Source organism: Virgibacillus ndiopensis (genome assembly GCF_900187325.1).
Lineage (GTDB): Bacteria > Bacillota > Bacilli > Bacillales > Amphibacillaceae > Virgibacillus_E > Virgibacillus_E ndiopensis.
Genome location: NZ_FZMZ01000006.1, coordinates 585,896 through 605,525, shown reverse-complemented (window position 1 = coordinate 605,525; position 19,630 = coordinate 585,896). Strand labels below are relative to the sequence as shown.

The window sequence follows — 19,630 nt, the reverse complement described above, 5'->3', positions numbered from 1 at the left end:
AGTACCTCCTATACATTCTACGGTCTTGCTCCTTTATCCTTTGAAAAGGATTAGCTCGTTTATTTATGTATATTTCAATTTTGAAAAATTAAAATTGGGGTGGGTCAGTCTCTATTCGATTTGTTCAGTGTTTAATGTCTAGTATTCGTTCTTAATGCTGTTTGTTTAGTTTTAATCATCCATACCCCAAAAACAAAAAGAGCGCCACACTCCAATTGAAGTAAGGCGCTCTCTCTATTTTGATATCTTAGCCAAGCTTTGCAATATTTTGTTGCTTGGTTTATTTGGAACTTCATGGTGATGACGGCACCTCGGTTCATATGACTCAGATGCACCAACCAAAATAATTGGATCATCATATGATGCAGGCTTCCCGTCAATTAAACGTTGTGTCCGACTTGCTGGCGATCCACAAACTGGACAAATTGCGTTTAATTTTGTAACAGATTCACTTAGCGCCATTAGTTTTGGCATTGGTCCAAACGGCTCTCCACGGAAATCTGTATCAAGACCTGCGATGATTACGCGAATTCCTTGGTTAGCAAGTTCATCTGCAACTTCAACGATATTCTTATCAAAAAATTGTACCTCGTCAATTCCAATTATATCTACATTGGCATCAATGTGTTCTAAAATTTCGTCTGAACTGCTTACAGGGCGGGCTACTGTTGATGAGCCGTTGTGAGAAACAACAGATTCATCATCATATCTATTATCAATTGCTGGTTTAAATACACGCACTGTTAAATTTCCGTATGTTGCCCGGCGGACTCGACGGATAAGCTCCTCTGATTTCCCAGAAAACATGCTACCGCAAATAACTTCCACCCAGCCACTTTGTTTCATAACATACATTAACGGGCCACTCCCTTCACAGTTTGTACTGTATGTATACTAGTTTAACATTTATTTCGGCATAATATAGCTAAATTTAAAAGTAAAAAAACAGGCAACGTATAGACAATTTGCCTGTTTTTTCTAATTTAGGAGCAATTAGGTCGACTCCACTTTTTATTCAGTCTAGCTCCATGTGCTAGCGGCTCGTGACGTAAGCAGTAGACACTCCGAGCACCAAAACCATGTGCTCTACGGTCTCCTACTTACGCATTTCGCCGCTAAACAAGCACACGCCGCTTCCTATTTCATATTATATTTCTTCTTGAATCGATCTACACGGCCGCCAACTTTGTCAGCTTTTTGTTTACCTGTGTAGAATGGGTGTGAATCAGATGAGATTTCAACACGGATTAACGGATATGTGTTGCCATCTTCCCACTCGATAGTTTCTTCAGAGTTTTTTGTTGATCCACTCAAGAATTTGAAGTCTGAGCTTGTATCAAGAAATACAACTTTTCTGTATTCTGGATGAATTTCCTTTTTCATGTCTTTCCACTCCTTTTTGCCCTGAATCCTTTAGAAACAGAGTTATTGTAAGAGCCGTCATAGGGTAATATACCTTATCTAAACTCACATAAAGAGATTATACCAGTGCATACAGATGAATGCAATAGCATAAGGTTATTTTCCACTACCATAACTATACGCCCAATTATCTTTTCGTTCCTCGGCGTTTCATGTCCTCATCCATCTGCTGAAAAAATTCCTCGTTATTTTTCGATGCTTTTAATCGTTTCAAAAAGCGATCAAGAAAATCGTGCGAATCCTGCATTGTTTTACGAATTGCCCAGATTTTATCAAGATGTGTTTTTGGAACAAGTAATTCTTCTTTTCGGGTACCAGAACGTAGAATATCGATTGCTGGGAAAATTCTTCGTTCTGCAAGACTACGGTCTAAGTGTAATTCCATGTTACCTGTACCTTTAAATTCCTCATAAATCACATCGTCCATACGTGATCCCGTATCAACCAATGCAGTCGCCAGAATGGTAAAACTACCTCCTTCTTCAATGTTACGCGCAGCTCCGAAAAAGCGCTTTGGTCGATGGAATGCAGCTGGATCAATACCACCTGATAATGTTCTTCCACTTGGAGGAATTACTAGGTTATATGCACGTGCAAGACGTGTAATACTATCCATTAATACGATAACATCGCGTTTATGTTCAACCAGGCGCATTGCACGTTCAAGTACGAGCTCTGAAACCTTAATATGACTTTCAGGAACTTCATCAAATGTTGAACTTACAACATCAACATCCGGATGTACAGATCTTTCAATATCGGTAACTTCCTCAGGTCGCTCATCCACTAACAATATAATTAGTTTTGCATCAGGATGATTGGCAGAAATGCTGTTTGCGATTTCCGTTAAAAGCATTGTCTTACCGGCTTTTGGTGGTGCAACAATTAAACCACGTTGTCCAAAACCCACCGGAGTCATTAAATCGATGATTCGTGTAGAAAGATTTTTAGAACCTTCTTTTTCTAAATTCATTAAACGATCTGGATATAGTGCCGTTAATGCTGGAAAGTGGACACGTTCTTTCGCTGTCTCAGGATCATCTCCGTTGACTGCATCTACATGTAATAAGCCATAATAGCGTTCATTTTCTTTTGGAGGACGTACCTTTCCGGAAACCTTGTCACCATTCCGCAAATCAAAACGACGAATTTGTGATGCAGAAATGTAAATATCTTCTGCACTTGGTGAGTAATTAATCGGTCTTAGAAATCCGAATCCTTCAGATGGAATAATTTCCAGAATTCCATCCATAAATAGATACCCATCTTTTTCTGCCTGAGCTTTTAGAATAGCAAAAATAAGTTCACGTTTTGTAAGCTTCGCATAGTAGGATACTTTATATTCTTTTGCCAATGCATAAATTTCTTTTAATGTAAGTGTCTCTAAGTGAGAAATTGTTAATGCAGCCATTTCATTCACCACGCCTATTCTTTTTTTACATCTTTAATTCAAAGATATGATTAAATTTATTTTATTAAAAGTTTCATTGATTAGTTTATTTTCTGATTTGGAGTATATTGCTCACTTTTCTGTATGAACAATATCGTTATTTTGCCTGCGTTTTCACTTCTTATATTGGAGGTAGATCCTTTGAAGAAATGAAGAAAATTTAGGAAGCTAGAATAGAAGTTTGTTTATGTAATTATATTAACCATTCTTTACTTTTATTAAACATCTACAATATTACCTGTTTCAGTGACATTATTCAACTCTATTTTTTCTAGGATTCTATTATTTTAATAGAGAAGGAAGCCATAGTTGCATGGCTTCCTTCTATTTTGTCTAGGTCAACTACAGCGCCTAGTATGCTTCCCCAACCTAAGTTTTCGATAAGTCAAGCTTAAAAGAAAAGCATCTTTGGCTTGCCTTTATCTCACACAAGTCAGTCAGCACATACGCCATTGAATAAGGCGCTTTAGCACTTCCCATTGATTATTATTAAGGTTTTATTACGAGGTTAGGCTTTTTCTTTAAGCTGTGATCACCGTCAATAAAACGGACTGTTCCACTTTTCGCACGCATTACAACTGTTTGTGTTGTTGCTTTTGAACCTTTAAATTGGACACCTTTTAATAATTCACCATCTGTTACACCTGTTGCAGCGAAAATAGCATCATCACCACCGCAGAAGTCATCCATGTACAATACCTTGTCAAAATCGTCTATACCCATTTTTTTACAACGTTCTCTTTCCTCATCATTGGATGGGATAAGTTTGCCTTGTAGTTCGCCACCGAGGCACTTTAATGCTACTGCCGATAATACGCCTTCTGGTGCGCCACCAATCCCAAAGAGAATGTCAACACCTGTATCGTCAAACGCAGTGTTCATCGCTGCAGCAACGTCACCATCACGAATTAATTTAATTCTCGCTCCAGCCTCACGAATTTCTTCAATGATTTTTGCGTGACGTGGGCGATCTAACAAGACTGCAACAACGTCCTCAATATCTTTGTTTTTAGCTTTTGCTACTGCTTGTAGGTTTTCAAGTGTTGATGCATTAATATCTACTTTACCAACAGCCTCTGGTCCTACAGCAAGCTTTTGCATATACATGTCTGGTGCATGTAATAGTGTCTTATGGTCAGCGATAGCAATAACCGCCAAAGCGTTCCATGTACCTTGAGCCACAATATTTGTTCCTTCTAGTGGGTCAACAGCTACATCTACTTCTGGCCCAGTGCCTGTACCAAGCTCTTCACCAATATATAGCATTGGCGCCTCATCCATTTCGCCTTCTCCAATAACTACAGTACCTTGCATGGGGATTGTATCAAAAACATCACGCATAGCAGATGTTGCTGCATCATCAGCTTCGTCCTTCTTACCTCTTCCCATCCAACGGGCTGACTTAAGTGCTGCCGCCTCTGTTACACGAACTAATTCCATTGTTAAACTTCTCTCCATGGTATCTCTCTCCTTTTAAGTTGGAAATTACCTCACCCCATGGATAGCTAAAACATTGCGGGCTTGCCTACCAAAAACATAAGTAATAGACCTGTGAGCATTTTTAATGATCCTCGAAATGTCTATTACTTGTCTTACATGTATTTTGCCCGCACATACTAATGTATGAAAAGCGTAGCGGTTTTTCCGCCTCTATTTATATCAGGTTATGAATTTTGAAATTGCTCGATTTCTTTCTCTGTCATTTCTTCGCGCCAAATATTTGCTCCAAGGCCAATTAGTTTATCGGTGATTTTTTCATAACCCCGATCAATATGTTCTAAGCCAGTAATCTCCGTGATTCCATTTGCCATTAATCCAGCTATAATAAGAGCCGCACCGGCACGTAAATCAGATGCCTTTACTTTTGCTCCCTCTAATTGAACAGGTCCTGAAACAATAGCTGATCCACCCTCAACTTTTATTATAGCATTCATTCGTCTTAATTCGTCAATATGCTTTAATCGGGCAGAATAAATTGTATCTGTTACGACACCTGTATTAACAGCTTTGGTTAGCAATGTTGTAAAAGGTTGTTGTAGGTCTGTTGGAAATCCTGGATATACTAATGTCTTAATATCGACACTTTTCAACGGTTTTTTTGGTACAATCAATAACTGTTCATCACTTTCCTGTACAGTTACACCCATTTCTCGTAATTTTGCAAGAAGGGACTCTAAATGTTGTGGAATAACGTTATCAATTACGACTTCATTTCCAGCAGCCGCTGCAGCAATTGCATAAGTTCCTGCCTCAATGCGGTCAGGAATAATCGTATGCCGACAACCATGTAGAGATGGAACACCTTCAATTCGAATAACGTCGGTTCCCACACCTTTAATTTTAGCACCCATATTTGTTAATAATGTTGCAACATCAATAATTTCAGGTTCTTTTGCAGCGTTTTCGATAACTGTTTTACCTTTTGCTTTCACTGCCGCAAGCATAATATTAATTGTTGCACCCACACTAACAACATCCAAATAAATCCTTGCACCAGTAAGCTCTTTTGCTCGGATATAGATTGCACCTTGCTCATTCGTTACTTGGGCACCTAGTGCTTCAAACCCTTTAATATGCTGATCAATTGGACGTGGACCTAAATGGCAACCACCTGGAAGACCAATAACGGCCTGATTAAACTTGCCTAGCATTGCTCCCATAAAATAATAGGATGCTCGCAGTTTTTTAACTTTTCCATTTGGTAAAGGCATGGAAATCATATGTTCAGGATCGATATGTACCGTTTGTCCATCCCATGATACTGTTCCACCTATTTCTTCGAGTAAACCACCAAGTGTATAAACATCAGAGATTTCTGGTAATCCTTCAATGGTTACATCTGAATCAGCTAATATTGCGGCGGGTAATAATGCAACGGCGCTATTCTTTGCCCCGCTGATTCGTACTTTACCATTTAAAAGCCGACCGCCTTCTACTAACATTTTCTGCATTTGGAAAACCTCGCTTTTTGAGGTTGCTCAAAAACAAATTTTGAACACACATCTATGATTGTCTAGAAAATATAAAAGCAGCGCGCAGTTGATAACTACACTGTTCAGCCCCAGCATTTAATGCTTCCACTGCTGAACAGGCGCCTTCACTTTTGTTCGGCAAGCTCCGGTTCCTAGAGAAGCTGCCGTCATAAGCAAAGAACATTTCAAGTGTAAAAAACAAGCAGTGTTCGGTTCCTTGCTTATAAGTCTGTTTCTAACCAGTCGCTTCCGCTTTTGTTTTTATCTTGCACAATTTTTCCAATTTCATGCAAGGAATTTATTTATTATTGTTCCAGTCAGTAAGGAATTTTTCAATTCCTTGATCTGTTAATGGATGTTTTACTAATTGTTCTAGTACTTTATACGGAATTGTTGCAATATGTGCACCGTTTAGTGCCGCATCGATTACATGTAGTGGATGTCTAATAGATGCAGCAATGATTTCTGATTGAATACCATGTCGGTCAAATATTTTAGCAATGGTTGAAACTAATGTCATCCCATCTTGCCCAATGTCATCCAAACGACCTATAAACGGAGATACATATGTTGCACCCGCACGAGCCGCCAACAATGCTTGGTTCGCATTAAAAATTAACGTTACATTTGTTTTAATATTTAGTTCACTGAATGCTTTTACAGCTTTTAAACCTTCAAGAGTCATTGGAACTTTAACCGTAATATTCGGTGCAATTGCCGCAAGTTCTTTACCTTCTTTAATCATTCCTTCAGAATCTTCTGCAATAACCTCCGCACTAACAGAACTTGAAACTTCCTCCGTGATTTCGGCTAAACGATCATGAAAGGAAACACCTTCCTTAGCAATTAGGCTTGGGTTCGTCGTTACACCAGCCAAGACACCAAGTGCGTTTGCTGAACGGATTTCATCAATATTGGCGGTATCAATAAAAAATTTCATAGAAAAAAACTCTCCTCTCTACATATATTTTCAAAAGTTAATAATAGAAGTCGGAATAACAAAAATCAGTTATACAGCCGATTTCTTATGCCAACTTCTTATATCTTCATAGTTATTTTTTTTATGCTTCTTGTTTAGATGAACCAAACTCGCGCATTTTACCAATTACTGTTTCTTTAATCGCATCACGGCTTGGTCCTAAATATTTTCTTGGATCATATACATCTGGTTTTTCATTCAATACTTCGCGAACTTTTTCCGCTTGTGCAATTTGATTTTCCGTATTTACATTGATTTTTGCTGTACCTAAAGAAATCGAACGTTGAATATCCTTCGTAGGAATTCCCGTTCCTCCATGAAGTACTAAAGGAAGTTCAATTGTTTTTGAAATTTCTTCCATTTCGGAGAAACCTAGGTTTGGTTCTCCTTTGTATGGTCCATGAACGGAACCAAGTGCTGGAGCTAAACAATCAATCCCTGTTTGATTTACAAGTTCTAAACATTCTTTTGGATCTGCGTAAATTACGCCATCTGCAATAACGTCATCCTCTTGTCCACCAACAGTACCAAGTTCTGCCTCGACAGATACACCATGAATGTGAGCTAACTCAACAACTTTTTTAGTTAATGCAATATTTTCTTCCAATGGATCATGAGATGCATCTATCATAACAGAAGTAAATCCTGCTTGAATTGCTTGTGCACATTTTTCAAAGCTTGAGCCATGGTCCAAATGGATTGCAACCGGCACAGTTATACCGTATTCTTCCATTAAAGCTTTCACCATTGCTACAACAACTTTAAATCCACCCATATATCTTCCAGCGCCTTCTGAAACACCAAGAATTACTGGTGACTTTTCCTCTTCAGCTGCTTGGAGTATCGCTTGAGCATATTCCATATTATTTAAATTGAATTGTCCAACTGCATAGCCATTTTCTTTCCCTTTTTCAAGCATTTCTTTCATTGATACTAATGGCATTACAAATCCTCCTCTTAGATGAACCCGTTCATCTGTCTAAATTAATTTAGCTACAGTATAAGAATACCAACTAGTTGACCAAGTCGCAAGAACTAAAGCGTAACGAGTCGGTGTTAACTTATTGTAGGGAGGTATGAGAAGCCTCTGGGTATTGGAGCAGGACGTAGCTTGCTTTGTTGATAAATAACTATCTTTCATTTACTTTAAAAGCTTCTTTACTAATGCACATACGTCCAGGATATTAAAGGGTTTAGCAAGAATCTCCTTTACTAGGCTAAAATTAACCTTCTCTCGTATAATCTCCTCTGCTAAGCCACTCATTAATATAGCTGGAATGATAATTTTTTCTTGTTCCATTTGATCTAATACTTGAGAACCGTCAATAACTGGTAATTTGTAATCAAGCATAATTAAATCGAATGGATTGTTATGTATTTTTTCCAATGCTTCTTTACCTGTTTTTGCTGTTGTCACCTGGTAGCCTTCACTAGTGAAAATTTCATGTAATAGTAATCGTATTCCAGGTTGATCATCAACAACTAATATCTCTTTTTTCATAGAATACAACCTTCTCCTTATCCGTTTCTTGAACTACCTTATCAACCATTTGCAGTCTATTTAAATAGGGAACTCCTAAGAACACCTTCTGTAATGTAACAAATTCTACAGATAACTTTAAAATTCCTTCTTTTTAGAGAACAATTCTCAAAAATAAACCGAATTTGAGACTTTATACTGAATTAAATGGCTAATTTATACTTTTAACCGATAAATTTCGTGTTTATCTGCTACCAAAGTGAATTTAGCACTTAATGGCGTTTTTTCAGTAATAGTAATAAAATAGGGACCGTTCCTAGATTAGAAACAAGTCCCAAATAGTTGCTATTATTTATTTTTTACCGCGGCGCCGACAAACCCAGCAAATAGCTTCTGAGGATTAGTTGGACGTGATTTGAATTCTGGATGGAATTGACAAGCCACAAACCAAGGATGTGCATTGATTTCAATTGTTTCCACCAACCGTCCATCAGGGCTTGTACCTGAAAATGTTAGACCGCTCTCCGCCATTTGCTCACGGAAATCATTGTTAAATTCATAACGATGGCGATGACGTTCGTAAACTAGTTCTTCACCATACGCAGCCTGTGTTTTTGTGCCATCTTTTAATTTACATGGATAAATACCAAGCCTTAATGTACCACCTAGATCCGAGATATTTTTTTGTTCTGGTAATAAATCAATAATTGGATATGGCGTTTTTGGATCTATTTCAGCTGAATGAGCGCCTTTTAACCCCATTACATTTCGAGCAAATTCAACCGTAGCAAGCTGCATACCTAGGCAGATTCCGAAAAATGGTATATTGTGTTCACGTGCAAAGCGAATTGCTTCAATTTTCCCTTCAATACCGCGGTCCCCAAATCCACCGGGTACTAAAATTCCATCGACTTGTTCAAGCTCCTGTTTTATTGTTTCCTTGTCTAATTTTTCCGCATTGATCCAATGGATGTCGATATCTGTATCATAATCAAATCCAGCATGCTTCAACGATTCGACAACGGAAATATATGCGTCAGGTAATTCGACGTATTTTCCAACAAGACCGATTTTAACAGTATTGGATAAATTTCTTACTTTCGAAACCAATGTTCTCCATTCATCCATATCTGCGGGCTTGCAGTCTAAGCCAAAATGATTGCATGTTAACTGATCCAAATTTTGTTCCTGAAGAGAAATTGGAACTTGATAAAGCGTATCAGCATCACGCATTTCGATAACTGCTTGCTCATTTATATCACAGAATAATGCTATTTTTTCTTTCATGTCCTTACTAATTGGTAACTCTGTTCGTAAAACGATAGCATCTGGTTGAATACCTAGCGAACGTAATTCTTTTACACTATGTTGTGTCGGTTTGGTTTTCATTTCACCAGCAGCCTTAATGTATGGTACAAGTGTGCAATGAATATACATTACATGGTCGCGGCCGATATCGCTTTTAATTTGGCGAATTGCCTCGAGGAATGGTAATGATTCGATATCACCTACTGTCCCACCAATTTCAGTGATGACAACATCTGCTTTTGTTGCTTGTCCAGCACGAAATACTTGTTCCTTAATCTCGTTCGTAATGTGTGGAATAACTTGGACTGTACCACCTAAATAATCACCACGACGTTCTTTTTTAATAACACTTGAATATACTTTACCTGTTGTTATGTTGCTATATTTATTTAGGTTAATATCGGTAAAACGCTCATAGTGCCCTAAATCCAAGTCTGTTTCCGCGCCATCTTCCGTTACAAAAACTTCTCCATGCTGGTAAGGACTCATTGTTCCCGGGTCAACATTTATATATGGATCAAATTTTTGAATAGTTACTTTAAGACCACGATTTTTTAATAATCTTCCAAGCGATGCTGCTGTAATCCCTTTTCCCAATGACGAAACTACCCCGCCTGTTACAAAAATATACTTTGTCACTACCCATCCCTCTTTCTTCTCTATAAAATAAAATGTATTTTTTAAAAGCGATAATTACCCTTTAATCTGTGTAAATCTGCTTTTATTTAAACGTGAGATCATGCTCTGTATACATATAAAAAAAGAAAAGCGCTCCCCCACTAATAGGGGGAACGCTTTGTTAATTATAAATTTAAAGAGCCCAATAAAAATTGTACTCATTTACGATTGAAAAGTCAAGACCACCACAGACTACTTATTGTCGTCATCCTCTTCTTCATCGTCATCATAGTCTTCATCTTCGACATCATATGACTCATCATCGTCTAGATCGTCTAAGTCATCGTCAAAATCATCATCGAAATCGTCATCATCGTCATCGTCTTTAAAATTATCTGTTAACACTTCAATATCATCGACAACATCAAGTTCTTCTTCCTCAGGCTCAAATTTTTCTTCTTTTTTCGGTGCCTTTTTCTTTTTCGCAGCCTTTTTCTTCTTAGGTGCAGCGGTCAATTCTTCATCAATTTGCTCTACAGGATACCAACGTTTTAAGCCCCACATGTTTGAACCAGTTGTCATAAAATGACCATTAATATTTAAATCAGTGTAAAACTGTCCAATATTATCATGCTTTTCTTCCTCTGTGAATCCTTTTAGCTCGGCAATTTTTTCATAAATATCTTTAAAATTAAGAGCCTTTTTTTCTTCCAATAAAATTAAATTTGCCAAATCAATCATTGACATTTTTGAGATTTCCTCGTGGCTATAGTTATTCAAGCTCACGGTAACGCACTCCCTTTACTTGTAAATTTAAGGCTTTTTTCGCCTACTATTATATTTTTTTATAACTATTTCTATAAGTACTATTATTAACAGACTTCATTGTAAACCATACCATACATTATAAACAAATCTAGGATGAATATGCTAGCAAAAAATATAAAAAAGTTGAGAAAAGACTACTGTTTTCTCAACTTTTAATTGTACGTATTTTTTCAGCTCCTATTTACATGTTTCTACGATATTGGCCACCGACTTCATACAATGCATTCGTAATTTGTCCTAGACTTGCTACTTTAACCGTTTCCATTAGTTCAACAAAAATATTTCCACCGCCAGCAGCAACCTCTTTTAATCTCGCTAGCGCTTCATCAACATGTTCTTCATTTACTTTTTGGAATTTGTGTAATTCGCTAATTTGATGCTCTTTTTCTTCCTTAGATGCTCGTGCAAGTTCCATTGAATCAATTTGTTCCTCAGAAGGTGGATTCGGACTTAGATACGTGTTTACACCAACAATCGGTAGTTCACCGGAATGCTTTTTACCTTCATAATATAGAGATTCTTCTTGGATTTTTCCACGCTGGTATTGACGTTCCATCGCACCAAGTACACCACCACGATCGTTCATTTTTTCAAACTCTTGTAACACCGCTTCTTCCACAAGGTCAGTCAATTCTTCTACAATGAATGAGCCTTGCATGGAGTTTTCATTTTTCGTTAATCCAAATTCTTTATTAATGATCATTTGAATCGCCATTGCACGTCTTACTGATTCTTCAGTTGGTGTTGTGATTGCTTCATCGTACGAGTTTGTATGCAATGAATTACAGTTATCTTGAATCGCAATAAGCGCCTGTAATGTTGTACGAATGTCATTAAAATCAATTTCTTGCGCATGCAATGAGCGCCCAGACGTTTGAATATGATACTTCAATTTCTGACTTCGCTCGTTTGCACCGTATTTATCTCGCATTGTAACCGCCCAAATCCGACGTGCAACACGACCAATAACGGTATACTCTGGGTCCAGTCCATTTGAGAAAAAGAAAGATAAATTTGGTGCAAATTTATTAATATCCATCCCTCGGCTTAAATAGTACTCGACATACGTGAATCCGTTTGCCAACGTAAAGGCAAGCTGTGTTATTGGGTTGGCTCCTGCTTCTGCTATATGATAGCCAGAAATCGAAACAGAATAATAATTTCGCACACGTTTGTCAATAAAGTATTGTTGAATATCCCCCATCATTCTTAACGCAAATTCAGTTGAAAAAATACACGTATTTTGCCCCTGGTCTTCTTTTAAAATATCCGCTTGTACGGTACCACGGACAACTGCTAATGTATCATCTTTTAATTTTTCATATTCAACATCATTTGGCTCACGATTGTTTTCTTCCTTAAATTTTGTGATTTGCTGATCGATTGCTGTATTGAAAAACATCGCAAGAATAATTGGCGCCGGTCCATTTATTGTCATTGATACAGATGTTTTCGGATCGGTTAAATCAAAGCCATCATATAGCTTTTTCATGTCTTCAAGTGTACAAATACTTACGCCGCTTTCGCCGACTTTCCCATAAATATCTGGTCGTTGAGCTGGGTCTTCTCCGTATAATGTAACAGAGTCAAATGCCGTAGATAGACGCTTAGCATCATCATCTTTTGACAGATAATGAAAACGGCGGTTTGTACGTTCTGGCGTACCTTCTCCAGCAAATTGACGTGTAGGGTCTTCCCCTTTACGTTTGAACGGGAAAACACCCGCAGTAAATGGAAATGCGCCTGGAACATTTTCTTTCAGTAACCAGCTTAATCGCTCTCCCCAATCAGCATATTTAGGAAAAGCAACTTTCGGTATTTTTAACCCTGCAAGCGATTCCGTAACAATGTCCATTTCAATTTCTTTATCACGAACAGAAAATGTCATTGTTTCCTGACTATATTTTTCTTTTGTTTCATCCCAGGAAATAAGAAGTTTTTTTGACGCTGGGTGTAGCTGTTCTTGATACGATTCAATCTTCTCATCAATTGTGCGAATCACGGTATCGTCTTCAAACGTTTGTTTTGCTCCTTCAAGTTGATAAAGCTTTCGAGCGATTTGACTTTGCTTTTCGGCGTTTTGATGATAATTACGTACATGTGTCGCGATTTCACGTAAATAATGACGACGCTCATTCGTAATGATCATGTTTTGCTTTTCTGCAATAATGTTACGTTCAAAGCCGATTTCATCACTCCAATTATATTTTTCATTTAACGTATCGATGATAGAAGCGAACAATGCGTTTGTACCTTCATCATTAAACTGGCTTGCAATTGTCCCAAACACAGGGAATTTTGTTTTATCCTGATGGAAAAGCATATGACTGCGCTCGTATTGCTTTCTAACCTGATTTAATGCGTCCTCAGATCCTTTTTGTTCAAACTTATTAATTACGATAAAATCGGCAAAATCGATCATATCAATTTTTTCAAGTTGTGACGGCGCACCGAACTCCGCTGTCATAACATACATCGACAAATCAGTAATATCGGTAATCGCAGCATCTCCTTGGCCGATACCGCTTGTTTCGACAATAACGAAATCGTAACCAGAAGCTCTTACTACATCAATTACGTCTTGAATTGCCTTTGACAGCTCACTTCTTGAATCGCGTGTTGCGAGTGAACGCATATAAACACGATCGGTAAATATGGCATTCATGCGAATACGGTCGCCAAGTAGGGCGCCACCTGTTTTCTTTTTCGTTGGGTCAATTGAAATTATTGCAATTTTTTTATCGGCAATCTCATTGATGAAGCGGCGGATTAATTCATCGGTTAATGAACTTTTCCCAGCACCACCAGTTCCAGTAATCCCTAAAACAGGCGTATTTTGATTCCCTTGAGCTTTTAACGATTCCAACATGTTTTGTTTCTCATCGTTATCAACTTCATTATTCTCCATGTACGTAATAAATCGGGCGATTGCTTGACGATCACCATGAACCAATTTTTCCCAATCTTTGTTCACATCAAGCTGTGGAACGTAATCACATTCCTCAAGCATTAGATTGATCATCCCTTGAAGACCCATTCCTCGTCCATCTTCCGGTGAAAAAATATGTGATACTCCATATGCATGAAGCTCTTTAATTTCGCGTGGGATAATAACACCCCCGCCGCCGCCATATACTTTTATGTGTCCTGCGCCTAGTTCTTTTAATAAATCAACCATATACTTAAAATATTCTACATGCCCTCCTTGGTAGGAAGATATTGCAATCCCCTGGGCATCTTCTTGAATTGCCGCATGTACGACTTCTTCCACTGAACGGTTGTGACCTAAATGAATAACTTCAGCTCCACTTGATTGTAAAATACGACGCATGATATTGATTGATGCATCATGACCATCAAATAAACTTGATGCTGTTACAAAACGAACTGGATGTGTTGGTTTATAAACATGTACTTGTTCCATCATCAAGCTCCTCCTATCTATTTAAAATTTACTTACTTCACGCTTAACCCCTCTAACAAATAATGAATTTGCCGATCCATATATTCCTCTAATGTAAATTGCCTCTGCAGTATCCAACGTCTGAATCCCCACATGTGTCCTTGTATAAATATGTTATTAGCTAAAAGCTCCGCATCTTTTTCAGTAATTTTATGGGGGAGACATGTTACGATTACCCGTTCAAGCATAGCTACCATGTCACGTTCCTTTTGCAGAACATATTCTCTAGTGTCTGATCCCAACGATTTTACTTCCTGGTACATGATAACAATCTCTTCCTGCATTTCATCCATAAGTTGAAAGTACGATTTAACGACATTAACTACGTTATCAATTGACGGATCCTTTAAATCAATTACCGCTTCAAGGCGCTCTCTTACTTGATAATAGATGGCATCACACACAAGAAAAAGCACGTCTTCTTTTTTCCGAATATATTCGTAAAGTGTACCAATACTAAAACCCGCTTCCTTGGCAATCTCACGTGTCGTTGTCCGATGAAAACCCTTCTCTTTAAATAATGTGATGGCACCCTTAATCATTTGCTGCCGTCGTTTTTCAATGAGTTCTTGATCTTTCACAGAAGAAAGGACTTGTTTTTGGGTCATTTAACTTCTCCCTTCCTTTTTCCATTTTTCATACCAGTCAATTGCTAGACTATATGGATCACTGTTTTCATTAATTGTCGGTAAATCATCATTGCCGTTGATAAATTTCGTTACATCTCGCCATATTTCCTCACGAATCAATTCATAGACTTCAAGCTCCTGTTGCATGACCCTGCGCTTTGTTCCTTCTTTTGTTTTGTATAAATAATCATGATGATCTTTAATTTGTTTCCATAGTTTATCGATACCTTTGTTTTCTGTAGAAATCGTTTTAACAATTGCCTTTTCGTGTTCATCTGTTGCCGTCATCATGATTAATTCCTTAAGTAATGCTTTTAATTTGCCGAACCCCGGGAGATCTGCTTTATTAATAACGAATAAATCAGCAATTTCCATAATTCCCGCTTTAAAAATTTGCAATACATCTCCACTGTTTGGTGTTAAAACAAGTGCTGTTGTATCAACAATTTTCATAATATCTAATTCCGATTGTCCGACACCAACCGTTTCCACCATAACGACATCAAATCCATAAGCATCACATATACGAACAGCGTCTTTTGTAGCACGAGCAAGCCCCCCAAGGCTCCCACGAGTCGCCATGCTCCTGATGTAGACACCATCATCGGTGAAATGCTGATTCATTCGCACCCTGTCCCCAAGTAGCGCACCACCACTGAACGGACTAGTTGGGTCAACCGCAATCACCGCAACCGTTTTTCCTTCATTACGAATATGCGTGATTAGTCGATTAACTAACGAACTTTTCCCAGCACCTGGTGAGCCAGTAATCCCAACATACCGAGCATGCTTTTTTTGTGAAAAAGCATCACGCAGAAACGCAAGCTTTTCCGGATGTTCGTTTTCTACCATCGTGATTGCTTTTGCTAATGCGCGTATATCGTTTTGTTGCATCCGTTCGAGTAGTTCGTGCATTGGGTACATCCTTTCTACTACGTATTGCAGTACTGTCGCATGGGTTGGGTGTTGGGTGCGCACTCGATCATAATTGACTTAAGCACTGCTTTCTTCACTAACCCTCTTACTTCGTTAACATCCGCCCTATAACTAAACGCTGTATCTCGTTTGTTCCTTCATATATTTGCGTAATTTTTGCATCACGCATATAACGTTCAACTGGATAATCTTTTGTATAACCATATCCACCAAACACCTGAACCGCTTCAACTGTAATGCGCATTGCTGCATCACCGGCAAACAGTTTTGACATTGCAGAAGCTTTTCCATATGGTAACCCTTGCGATTCTAACCAGGCAGCTTGATAGGTTAATAGACGTGCCGCTTCAACTTCTGTAGCCATATCAGCTAGTTTGAAAGAAATACCTTGATTATGGGCAATTGGTTTACCGAATTGCTCTCGTTCTTTTGCATACTCAACTGATGCATCAAGGGCTCCTTGTGCGATACCTAATGCTTGGGCTGCAATCCCATTACGACCACCATCAAGTGTTGTCATCGCAATTTTAAATCCGTCCCCTTCAGCACCTAGTACATTTTCTTTTGGTACACGGCAGTTTTCAAAAATCAACTCGGTAGTAGGTGATGAGCGAATACCTAATTTCTTTTCTTTTTTACCGAATGTGAATCCTTCTGTGCCTTTCTCAACAATAAACGCAGTGATTCCATTATGTTTTGCATCTGCATCTGTTTTAGCAAATACTAGGTAAATATCTGCAACTCCACCATTGGTAATCCATACTTTGCTACCATTTAAAATGTAATCGTCACCATCTTTTTTCGCAGTAGTTCTCATTGAAGCAACGTCACTTCCTGCACCAGGTTCTGATAATGCATATGCCCCTAAAGCTTCACCTGTTGCTAAACGAGAAAGAAATGATTTCTTTTGCCATTCATTTCCGTATTTGAAAATTGGCCAGCTACAAAGCGAAATGTGTGCTGAAAGTGTAACGCCGGTTGATGCACATAGGCGGGAGAGTTCTTCAACCGCGATTACGTAACTCACATAATCTGCACCAATACCACCGTACTCTTCTGGCCAAGGAATCCCAGTTAAACCAAGCTCAGCCATTTTATTAAAAATTTCACGGTCAAAGCGTTCCTCTTCGTCTCGTTCTGCTGCTGTAGGTTCAACATCTTTTTTCGCAAAGTCGCGAACCATTTTACGCAGCATTTCTTGTTCATCTGTTAGTTGAAAGTTCATTTATATTTCCCCCTCTAATCTTTTAATAAATGTTTGGCAATTACGATATGTTGAATTTCGTTCGTTCCTTCATAGATTTCAGTTACCTTTGCGTCACGGAAATATCGTTCTACTGGATAATCTTCCGTATACCCATAACCACCATATACTTGAACGGCGTCAATCGCTGCCTTTCGAGCTGCCTTGGAAGCATACATTTTTGCCATTGAGGCTTCTTTGTTACATGGAATATCTTGCTCTACCAATGATGCTGCATTGTAGGTTAATAGCTTCGCCGCTTCAACCTCTGTTGCAATATCTGCTAATTTAAAAGAAATTCCTTGATTTTGTGCGATTGAGTTTCCAAATTGTTCACGTTCTTTTGCATAGGCTACCGCATGTTCAAGCGCTGCTTCGCCAATACCTAACGCTTGAGCAGCGATACCGATTCGTCCAAAGTTTAAGTTAGACATGGCAATTTTGAACCCTTCTCCTTCTTCACCGAGAAGCTGTTCTTTTGATACAACACATTGATCAAAATTTATTTGAACAGTACTTGATCCATGTAGACCCATCTTCTTCTCTTTCTTTCCAACAACAAATCCCGGTGTATCTTTTTCAATAATAAATGCACTGACTCCTGATGATCCTTTTTCATTACTTGTGCGTGCAAACGTAATAAACGTATCCGCTGCACCACCATTTGTAATAAACACTTTTGAACCATTAAGGATATAGTTATCGCCATCTTTTTTTGCTCGCGTTTTTAGGTTTGCGACGTCAGATCCAGCACCGGGCTCTGTTACTGCAAATGCACCTATATATTCTCCCGAAGCAAGCTTGGGTAGATAGCGCTTCTTTTGCTTTTCGTTTCCAAAATATAATATCGGATTTGTACCTACAGATGTATGAACCGATAAAATGACACCGATTGTCGCACTTACTTTAGCCAGTTCATGGATAGCAATAATATACGATGTATAATCCATGCCACTGCCACCATATTCTTCTGGAATCGGTATCCCCATTAATCCGAGTTCGCCCATTTTTTTAATGACGTCTATTGGAAAGCGATCCTCTCGCTCCATTCGTTCGATTTCTGGTACGACTTCCTTTTGGGCAAAGTCACGAACCATTTTGCGCATCATTTCCTGTTCTTCGGAAAAATGTATATTCATTGAATGCGCCCCCTTCCGTTACTCATGATGTAATTATTTTTCATACTGATAGAAGCCGCGTCCTGATTTTTTACCAAGCCATCCAGCTTTTACATATTTTCTAAGTAATGGACATGGACGGTATTTGCTGTCGCCAAATCCCTCATAAAGGACTTCCATAATGTAAAGACACGTATCCAACCCTATAAAATCTGCTAATGTTAATGGACCCATTGGATGGTTCATGCCGAGTTTCATAACTGTATCAACATCTTCAGGACTTGCCACACCTTCGTATACCGTATAAATCGCTTCGTTGATCATCGGCATTAGTACGCGGTTAGCAACAAATCCAGGAAAATCATTTACTTCGACAGGTGCTTTCGACAAGTTATTTGTCATTTCCTCGATAGCCTGATAAGTTTCATCACTCGTTTGTAGACCACGGATAATTTCGACAAGTTTCATAACTGGAACCGGATTCATAAAATGCATACCGATAACCTGTTCAGGGCGATTTGTTACTGCGGCAATTTCCGTAATTGGTAAGGATGATGTATTAGATGCTAGAATTGCATGTTTAGGTGCAATTTTGTCGAGATCGCTAAATACTTTTGTTTTTACTTCCATATTTTCGACAACTGCTTCAATTACTAAATCACACGACTCCGCGTCTGTAAGCTCTGTCGAAGGTTGTAACCTGTTCAAAGCCTCTGATTTATCTGATTCGGTAATCTTTTCTTTATCGACAGAACGTGTTAAAAGCTTTTCGATGTTTTTCATACCTTTTTCCAGCGCTTGCTCATTCATATCATTTAAAAATACATCAAAACCGGATTGTGCACAGACTTGAGCAATACCCGCCCCCATCTGACCCGCTCCGATTACCATTACTTTTTTGATAGCCATGTTGTAGTTCCTCCTTTAATTTATCTCATAGTTATTGCGCGCTTAGGAGCTGTGGTTGCGCGTTCTGGCAGTGTTATTGCGCGATCATTGGCTAGATTGCGCGCTTTGGCCATATTATCACGTGGTTACTGCTCGGGGTTGCGTGATCCCACCGTATTTTCGCGCGGTAATTGACCAGAATTGCGCTCTTTGGCTGCATTGCGCCGTTGCTGCTCGGGTTTGCGCGCTTTGGACGTGTTACTGCGCGATCATTGGCTAGATTGCGCGCTCAAACC

At 38.6% G+C, this 19,630-nt stretch carries 16 protein-coding genes; all 16 read right to left on the bottom strand.

The window, feature by feature from the left end; genetic code table 11:
• Nucleotides 1–234: 234 nt before the first annotated feature.
• The 16 genes from CS937_RS15515 to CS937_RS15440 all read right to left on the bottom strand — a co-directional run bounded on the left by CS937_RS15515 (nucleotide 235) and on the right by CS937_RS15440 (nucleotide 19,355).
• On the bottom strand, nucleotides 235–855 hold the full coding sequence (locus CS937_RS15515; protein WP_099159382.1) for a thymidine kinase: 621 nt from the start codon (nucleotides 853–855) through the stop codon (nucleotides 235–237).
• 282 nt (nucleotides 856–1,137) lie between these two features.
• Nucleotides 1,138–1,383 carry a type B 50S ribosomal protein L31 gene (locus tag CS937_RS15510; RefSeq protein WP_099159381.1) on the bottom strand — a complete coding sequence of 82 codons (246 nt, stop codon included), beginning with the start codon at nucleotides 1,381–1,383 and terminating at the stop codon, nucleotides 1,138–1,140.
• A gap of 166 nt (nucleotides 1,384–1,549) precedes the next feature.
• Nucleotides 1,550–2,833, bottom strand: a complete 1,284-nt coding sequence (gene rho, locus CS937_RS15505; protein WP_099159380.1) for a transcription termination factor Rho — start codon at nucleotides 2,831–2,833, stop codon at nucleotides 1,550–1,552.
• Between the two features lie 528 nt (nucleotides 2,834–3,361).
• Nucleotides 3,362–4,330 (bottom strand): class II fructose-bisphosphatase, encoded by a 969-nt coding sequence (gene glpX, locus CS937_RS15500; RefSeq protein WP_099159379.1) that lies wholly within the window; start codon nucleotides 4,328–4,330, stop codon nucleotides 3,362–3,364.
• 206 nt (nucleotides 4,331–4,536) lie between these two features.
• Nucleotides 4,537–5,823, bottom strand: a complete 1,287-nt coding sequence (locus CS937_RS15495; RefSeq protein WP_099159378.1) for a UDP-N-acetylglucosamine 1-carboxyvinyltransferase — start codon at nucleotides 5,821–5,823, stop codon at nucleotides 4,537–4,539.
• A gap of 319 nt (nucleotides 5,824–6,142) precedes the next feature.
• The gene (gene fsa / locus CS937_RS15490) at nucleotides 6,143–6,784 is read right to left on the bottom strand and encodes a fructose-6-phosphate aldolase (protein ID WP_099159377.1); all 642 of its coding nucleotides are present in this window, start codon (nucleotides 6,782–6,784) and stop codon (nucleotides 6,143–6,145) included.
• Nucleotides 6,785–6,905: 121 nt separating this feature from the next.
• Nucleotides 6,906–7,766: a class II fructose-bisphosphate aldolase gene (locus tag CS937_RS15485; protein ID WP_099159376.1), complete on the bottom strand. Its 861-nt coding sequence runs from the start codon at nucleotides 7,764–7,766 to the stop codon at nucleotides 6,906–6,908.
• 198 nt (nucleotides 7,767–7,964) lie between these two features.
• The gene (locus tag CS937_RS15480) at nucleotides 7,965–8,324 is read right to left on the bottom strand and encodes a response regulator (protein ID WP_099159375.1); all 360 of its coding nucleotides are present in this window, start codon (nucleotides 8,322–8,324) and stop codon (nucleotides 7,965–7,967) included.
• A 327-nt stretch (nucleotides 8,325–8,651) separates the two neighbouring features.
• The gene (locus tag CS937_RS15475; protein ID WP_099159374.1) at nucleotides 8,652–10,250 is read right to left on the bottom strand and encodes a CTP synthase; all 1,599 of its coding nucleotides are present in this window, start codon (nucleotides 10,248–10,250) and stop codon (nucleotides 8,652–8,654) included.
• Nucleotides 10,251–10,481: 231 nt separating this feature from the next.
• Nucleotides 10,482–11,015 carry a DNA-directed RNA polymerase subunit delta gene (rpoE, locus tag CS937_RS15470; RefSeq protein WP_099159373.1) on the bottom strand — a complete coding sequence of 178 codons (534 nt, stop codon included), beginning with the start codon at nucleotides 11,013–11,015 and terminating at the stop codon, nucleotides 10,482–10,484.
• A gap of 223 nt (nucleotides 11,016–11,238) precedes the next feature.
• The gene (icmF, locus tag CS937_RS15465; RefSeq protein ID WP_099160085.1) at nucleotides 11,239–14,481 is read right to left on the bottom strand and encodes a fused isobutyryl-CoA mutase/GTPase IcmF; all 3,243 of its coding nucleotides are present in this window, start codon (nucleotides 14,479–14,481) and stop codon (nucleotides 11,239–11,241) included.
• 32 nt (nucleotides 14,482–14,513) lie between these two features.
• Complete coding sequence (locus tag CS937_RS15460) at nucleotides 14,514–15,128, bottom strand: TetR/AcrR family transcriptional regulator (protein ID WP_099159372.1); 615 nt, start codon at nucleotides 15,126–15,128, stop codon at nucleotides 14,514–14,516.
• Nucleotides 15,129–16,064 carry a methylmalonyl Co-A mutase-associated GTPase MeaB gene (meaB, locus tag CS937_RS15455; RefSeq protein WP_099159371.1) on the bottom strand — a complete coding sequence of 312 codons (936 nt, stop codon included), beginning with the start codon at nucleotides 16,062–16,064 and terminating at the stop codon, nucleotides 15,129–15,131.
• A 106-nt stretch (nucleotides 16,065–16,170) separates the two neighbouring features.
• The gene (locus tag CS937_RS15450; protein ID WP_099159370.1) at nucleotides 16,171–17,310 is read right to left on the bottom strand and encodes an acyl-CoA dehydrogenase; all 1,140 of its coding nucleotides are present in this window, start codon (nucleotides 17,308–17,310) and stop codon (nucleotides 16,171–16,173) included.
• 14 nt (nucleotides 17,311–17,324) lie between these two features.
• Nucleotides 17,325–18,467 (bottom strand): acyl-CoA dehydrogenase, encoded by a 1,143-nt coding sequence (locus CS937_RS15445; RefSeq protein WP_099159369.1) that lies wholly within the window; start codon nucleotides 18,465–18,467, stop codon nucleotides 17,325–17,327.
• 33 nt (nucleotides 18,468–18,500) lie between these two features.
• Nucleotides 18,501–19,355, bottom strand: coding sequence for a 3-hydroxybutyryl-CoA dehydrogenase (locus CS937_RS15440; protein ID WP_099159368.1), 855 nt, complete (start codon nucleotides 19,353–19,355; stop codon nucleotides 18,501–18,503).
• Between the last annotated feature and the right edge of the window lie 275 nt (nucleotides 19,356–19,630).